General features: G+C 40.6%; 4 protein-coding genes. 2 read left to right on the top strand and 2 right to left on the bottom strand.

Going from position 1 to position 5,095, the window contains the following annotated elements:
* Positions 1-165: 165 nt before the first annotated feature.
* A complete protein-coding gene (locus tag L1D51_RS20380; RefSeq protein WP_055198457.1) occupies positions 166-1,044 on the top strand; it encodes a TraB/GumN family protein in 879 nt (292 codons plus the stop codon).
* A gap of 25 nt (positions 1,045-1,069) precedes the next feature.
* Here L1D51_RS20380 and modF read toward each other — a convergent pair whose 3' ends face one another.
* Positions 1,070-2,527, bottom strand: coding sequence for a molybdate ABC transporter ATP-binding protein ModF (gene modF, locus L1D51_RS20375; RefSeq protein WP_239964676.1), 1,458 nt, complete (start codon positions 2,525-2,527; stop codon positions 1,070-1,072).
* Between the two features lie 129 nt (positions 2,528-2,656).
* Here modF and L1D51_RS20370 point away from each other — a divergent pair, with 129 nt between their 5' ends.
* Positions 2,657-3,280 (top strand): DUF4097 family beta strand repeat-containing protein, encoded by a 624-nt coding sequence (locus L1D51_RS20370; protein WP_054561171.1) that lies wholly within the window; start codon positions 2,657-2,659, stop codon positions 3,278-3,280.
* A 13-nt stretch (positions 3,281-3,293) separates the two neighbouring features.
* Here the strand turns inward: L1D51_RS20370 and L1D51_RS20365 are convergent, their stop codons facing one another.
* Positions 3,294-5,045, bottom strand: a complete 1,752-nt coding sequence (locus L1D51_RS20365; protein ID WP_239964675.1) for a response regulator — start codon at positions 5,043-5,045, stop codon at positions 3,294-3,296.
* Between the last annotated feature and the right edge of the window lie 50 nt (positions 5,046-5,095).

Genomic DNA, 5,095 nt, shown 5'->3' with positions numbered 1-5,095 from the left:
ACTGTTTATTGAAAATTGAAATTTCATACCTCGTTATTTGCAATTATATGATTGATTAATTTTTAGCAATTAGATGTGATTTTTCTGCATAAAGCCGATTTAATTTAACGCCTCAAAGAAAAATTAGTTTAGTATTGAAAAAACCACGTTATGAAAAGGAAAGTTATGAAATTCGTCCAGCGTATTAATGCCCTGTTTTTTATGGTGCTACTGCTTGGTTTTAGCCAATATGCACTTGCAGAGCCGGGGTTATGGAAAGTAGAAAAAAACGGCGTTGCTTCTTATTTATTTGGTACCGTGCATGTTGGCGATAACAGCATGAAAGGCTTGCCAAGTAAGGTAACAAAAGCACTCGATAACTCAGATAAAGTCATTGTTGAGGTGGATATCAGCGCCATTTCACCGATGGAAATGCAGCGTCGCTCATTACCATTTATGATGCTGAAAAATGGCAAAACCTTACAATCTGAATTATCACCAGAAAACTATGCAAAACTGCAAAAGTACTTTGCTGATAAATCAATTGATATTGCGATGTTTAAGAATTTAGCACCATGGGCGGTGATGGTCACCATGATGCAGATGGAGTTCCAAAGTGTTGGTTTTTCAGATCAATACGGCATCGACAAGCAAGTACTTGCTTACGCTCAAGAACATAAAATATCTATTGGTGAGCTCGAAACTCTTGAACGCCAAATGGAAATGTTTGAGCACTTAGCAATTATGAATGACAAGATGATCGAAGAAACATTCGAGCAACTTGCAGACGTAGACACCTACTTTTTTGGTCTTATCAAGGCTTGGAAATCGGGTGATATGAAAACACTTACGCAGTTTTATAACGAAAGCTTTGATGACTCTGAATATGGTCAACTAAGCGAACAAGTGATGTTGATAGACCGTAACAACGATTGGGTTAATCAACTATCAACTCGCATCGGTAAAGAAAAGCTGTTCATTGCAGTGGGCGCTTTGCACTTACCAGAGCAACACGGCTTATTGAAGCAATTAACAGATAAAGGTTTTACCATTACCCGTATCTAAATGATTTCAATCGTTTAAAAGCGCCTTATGGCGCTTTTTTTGTGAAATCAGCCATCTCTAAATAGTTGTTGATACCGGCTATTTTGTCACTCGCGTGGTGATTAACATACACCACGGTGCTGGTGCCTGCAGCACAGATTTTTTCTATTAGTAATAACACGCGTTGCCTATTCGCTTCATCGAGGCCTAAGCAAGGTTCATCAAGGATCAATAAGTTAGGATGTTTAACCATAGCCCGAGCAATCAACAATAAACGCTGATCACCAAAAGACAGCTGGCTAAATGAACTGCTTTGTTTATCACTTAACCCTAATAACGCTAACCACTTTTTGGCAATGGCAAGTTGCTTATCGGTGGCTTTTTGGTAAAGACCAATGCTGTCATAAAAGCCCGAAACAACCGTATTGAGCGCGGTGATACTCACTCGATAATCCATATGCAGCGCGTTAGAAATATAACCAATGTGCTGTTTAATTTGCCAAATACTCTCACCGCTTCCGCGCTGGTAGCCAAACACCTTGATATCGTTGTTGTAACACTGCGGGTTATCACCTGTGATAAGGTTCAGCAAACAGGTTTTACCTGAGCCATTTTTACCTGTTAACTGCCAATGTTCGCCTTGGTTAATTTGCCAGTTTAGTTTTTCAAAGATAGCCTCGCCGCCATAACTCACTGCTGCGTTATTGAGTCTTACCAGCATTGAATCCGTGAGCGGAGGCGCTTGATGGTCAATATCAGCCTCAGGTATTTGTAACTGAGTATGAGTTAGATGCAATAGCTTTAGTAAATCATCGCGCTGCTCGGGTGTAGGCTTCGCTAATTGCTCTGTGACATGACCCTCTTTAACATAGGTGTAATGATCAACAAAGTCAGGGATCTCAGTTAAGCGATTGAGCACAAAAATAAGGGTCGTTGTTTTACTAAGCTCTGCGAGTAGCTGATTAAGCCCTGCCATTGCCGTGACATCTAAACCATCAAAAGGCTCATCAAGCACAAGTAAATCTGGTCGACCTATTATGGCTTGAATCAACATCAGTTTGCGGGTTTCACCGGTCGATAAATCGCGAAATGCCTTGCTAAGTTTGTCACTAAAATCAAATAGGCTTATTAACTGCTGTAGCAAATCACTATCAAGCTGTTGCTCGTCTCGACCTGCAATAATTAACTCATAAACCGTACTCGAAGGCGTAACGCCATCAATAATATCATCTTGATCTTTAGTTAGCTCAGCCGCAAGGAGCTGCTTTTGGCTGTCTGGCGAAACCAATGCTATACGCTCAAAGCTATTCTCATACTGGCCTTTTTCTATTTTCGCAAAACCGGCAATGGCAGCTGCCACGGCCGATTTACCCGCCCCATTCGCACCAAGTAAAACCCATTGCTGCAATGGCGATACATTGATATTGAGATCATCTAAATAATAAACGTCATTGCCCTGCCCCTTTAGGCTAGCTTTAACATTAACCAACTGCACTTGTTGCACTTTGAATCCTCATTCTAAGTTACCGTTAGCTTGACGTTACCGTATTCGATAAAAAATTAAAAATCGTTTAAACCTTTTTTGAACACAGCTGCGACTAAGGTATAAAAGGTCATCAACAGGAAACAGACAATGAAAAAATTACTTTGTGTAGCAGCAATTGGCTTAGCACTAACAACAACATACGCAATGGCAAAAGATTCACGTGAACTAAATCACAACTTCGCAGTGAATAGCGCAAGCCAGCTTGATATTGATTTTCCGGTGGGCAGCTTAGAGGTCGAAAGCTATGACGGTAGCGAAGTCGTCGTTACGGTTCGCATTGAACCAAAAAATGACAATAGCTGGTTCAGCTCTGATGTCGATTTATCAGATATTGAATTAAGCCACTCGCAAAGCGCCAGCTCACTTAGCTTAAAATTAGATAACGACGACATTCAACAAAACTGGCATGTAAAAATGCCTAAATCGATGGCAATTGATGTTGAACTTGGTGTTGGCGATATTGAAATTAACGACGCAAGTAATTCAGTTGAGATTGAGCTTGGTGTGGGCGCGGTAAGAATTGATAGCGCGCTTGATGACTACAAACGTATCGAGCTTGATACAGGTGTCGGCGACACTAAAATTCGCGGCTTAAAAAATGACGGTAACACTAGCCGTAAAGTGGTTAGCTCGCATTCAAGCTATCGTGGCAATGGCCAATACGATATTGAAGTCGAGGTGGGTGTTGGCGACATTAAAGTAACGAACTAATTTAACGCTTTGGTTATCCCTGTGAGCTCTCAGTAAATAAAATGCTGAGAGCTTTTTGCACTGAATCTAGCGAGATCGGTTTATATACGTGCAAGTTTGCTCCAAGCTCATATACTCGTTGCAAATCTTCATTCGATGTATTGGCGGTCACCACCAAAATTGGCACTTGTTGCCCCTGCTCATTACGAATAATATCAATCGCTTTAAAGCCATCCATAACTGGCATATTTAAATCCATAAAAATTAAATCGTAATGCTTATCTGAGGCTTTATCTGTTGCAATTAAGCCGTTTTCAGCCACATCAAAGCTGTAATTTAAATGGCTAACCATGCGACCTAAAATAGTCGCATTCAATGGGTTATCTTCCACAATTAAACAATGTAATGCTTGCGGCAGCGGCGCTGGCATTGCTGATTTAGGCGTGCTTTCTAGTTCAAAATTAATTAACACTTTCACACCTTGTGGCTCAGCATTAAGAAATTGGATTTCTCCTTTTAATGCTTTAACAATGTGCATAACCCTAAGCAGCCCCGTTTTTAAGCCTTGAAAATGTTGCTCTGAGTCATTTTCGTAGCTAAGTAAATCTGTCGGCGGCTTTTCAAAGCCTTTACCGTTATCTTGTATTTCCATTACAAAGTGCTGCTCACCTTGGCATGCAGCTGTTACGGCAATACGGCCTTGGCTTGGAGTAAATTTAACGGCATTGTTAATGATTTCAGCAACGATTTGCGTCAACCTTGCATGGTCAGTGCTCACTTCTTTATTGAGTGACTCAGCTAAGTTCACACTCAAGGTAATACCTTTATCGTTACAGGCATATTCATAGGGTGAGATAGCTTGCTTTAATGTTGATAACAAATTGCTGCTAGTAAAACTTAACTGCCATTCTCCCGAGGTTAGCTGCTGTAAGTCCATTAATTCGTCTAGCATAGCCACCAGCCTATTAACGCAATAAAGCGCCTGCTGTTTAGTCAGTTGCTGACTGTCGCTGATATCGAGCGCTTCGATTGATGCGGTCAAACCTTGCAATGGTGTTCTAAATTCATGACTGGTACGGGCTATAAAACGCTCTTTATTTTTATTAACACGCTCAGCAAACTCTTTTTGTTCTTTGTATTTAGCAATATTTTTAGTGACCAGTTTCTCCATGGGTTTAAAAATGAAAAATAACTCAATGGCTAATAACACCATGGCGATGAGCCAAAACAATAACTCTAAAACCGCCAAAAATGTGACTTTTTGAACTGATTTTTGCTCAAGCAACTTAACCGCTTGGTCTAGCTTTGTGAGTAGTGCTTCAAGCTGATTACTAACAAATGTTGAGCGGTCCACATAGGCAAAATCATTAGTATTGTTTAATAGCTGCTGCGCTTTACTCACATAACGCTTCACGTGCTCATCTAATGCGGTAGGAGGCGAGAAGTAATGGGCCTCAAGCGCCTCATTTAAATGAATATAGTGACCTTGCTCATCCTGCTGAATTAAAAATTGATGCCCTGCAATAAATTGCTCAACGGCTTGTTCCAGTAGTCTTCGGTGTTGCTGTTGGAAATGATCGGATTCATGGTAAATGAGTGCATTGCCGTACAAGGCTACTTTTTGGGACAGCATGCGTTGCTTACCGGCAATGTTGATAACTTTGGCGTCACCCTTTTGGATATACAAAAGGCTCTGTATCAAGATAGCTGATACAGAGATCAATATGGCAATCGCCAATAACCCCCAGCGATATCGTCTTCGGATATCTGTGACTAGCTGCAACATGTTTTACTCATTATTTTTTAAAAATAATTGTAGTTCATAGAATACAAGAA

Origin of the sequence: Pseudoalteromonas shioyasakiensis, from assembly GCF_022398475.1 — a bacterium.
GTDB lineage: Bacteria > Pseudomonadota > Gammaproteobacteria > Enterobacterales > Alteromonadaceae > Pseudoalteromonas.
Note: the sequence above shows the minus strand (reverse complement) of the source record. Positions and strands in the feature narration are given on the sequence as shown.